Annotated in this window: 2 protein-coding genes; both read left to right on the top strand. The window is 33.1% G+C overall.

Annotation, left to right across the window (positions count from 1 at the left end):
- Positions 1-42 precede the first annotated feature (42 nt).
- Positions 43-477 (top strand): helix-turn-helix domain-containing protein, encoded by a 435-nt coding sequence (locus tag M4I23_RS19550; protein ID WP_158851010.1) that lies wholly within the window; start codon positions 43-45, stop codon positions 475-477.
- Between the two features lie 44 nt (positions 478-521).
- The coding region (locus M4I23_RS19545; RefSeq protein WP_249755534.1) for a DDE-type integrase/transposase/recombinase at positions 522-970 on the top strand (449 nt) is incomplete at its 3' end.

The following is a 970-nucleotide window of genomic DNA, read 5'->3' as shown; positions in this document are numbered from 1 at the left end:
AAATAGGTTGACTAAAAATTAAACCATTAATTATAGTCACTTATGAAAACAAAAAATGAACACTGGCGAAAAAAAAGCTACCAAAAAGCAACTTTAGAGACCAAACTTTTAGTCGTTGACCAAATCCTTAGCGGACAATTATCCAATAACCAAGCTTCAAAAAAATACGATGTCCCTCGAACAACCATTACCTATTGGTTAAGAAAATACAGTACCTTAGTACAACAAAATACGGGTATGAGTAAAAACGATGAAATTAAAAAGTTAAAGGAAAAAATTGAAGAACTGGAGTTCCAAAAAGACTTCCAACAAGACATTATTGCTGATATGGAACTCATTACAGGCGTCGATATGTCAAAAAAGTCATTGCCCAAAACATTAGCAAAAGAGATAGAGCAAAAGAAAAAACAGCGTATAAAAGAAAATGGCTCTATGGATGTTTTGGGATTTCTAAACAAGCCTTCTACAAAAGACTAAAAACGCAACAGAAAAAAGAAATAGATCATCAAAGAATGATCAAAATGGTCAAGGAATACCGTAATAAAGTAGGCTCTAAAACTGGTGGTATTAAGCTACATAAAGAACTAAAACAGGACTTTATAAACGCTGATATTAAAATTGGTAGAGACAAGTTCTATCGCTTCCTCAGACTAAATAATCTTTTGATTCCCAAAACTAAAAATTACATCACAACTACAAACTCAAACCATATGTACAAAAAATATAAAAACCTGGTAAAAGACCATGTCCCTACTCGTCCTGAACAACTTTGGGTCAGCGATATCACTTATATTAAAACACAATACGGTCATAATTATTTAGCCATTGTTACAGATGCTTATTCTAAGCAGATTATGGGATATAAACTCGATAACCATATGAGAACATCGCTTTGTACGGATGCACTCGCTATGGCTATTAAAAACAGGAAATACCCTGATAAAAAGCTTATCCATCATTCGGATAGAGG

The organism is Algibacter sp. L4_22, from assembly GCF_023473045.1.
Lineage (GTDB): Bacteria > Bacteroidota > Bacteroidia > Flavobacteriales > Flavobacteriaceae > Algibacter.
Note: the sequence above shows the minus strand (reverse complement) of the source record. Positions and strands in the feature narration are given on the sequence as shown.

Bases quoted from the DNA above. Each gene is read 5' to 3' on its own strand.
- M4I23_RS19550 (WP_158851010.1), top strand. From the start codon at position 43: ATGAAAACAAAAAATGAACACTGGCGAAAAAAAAGCTACCAAAAAGCA.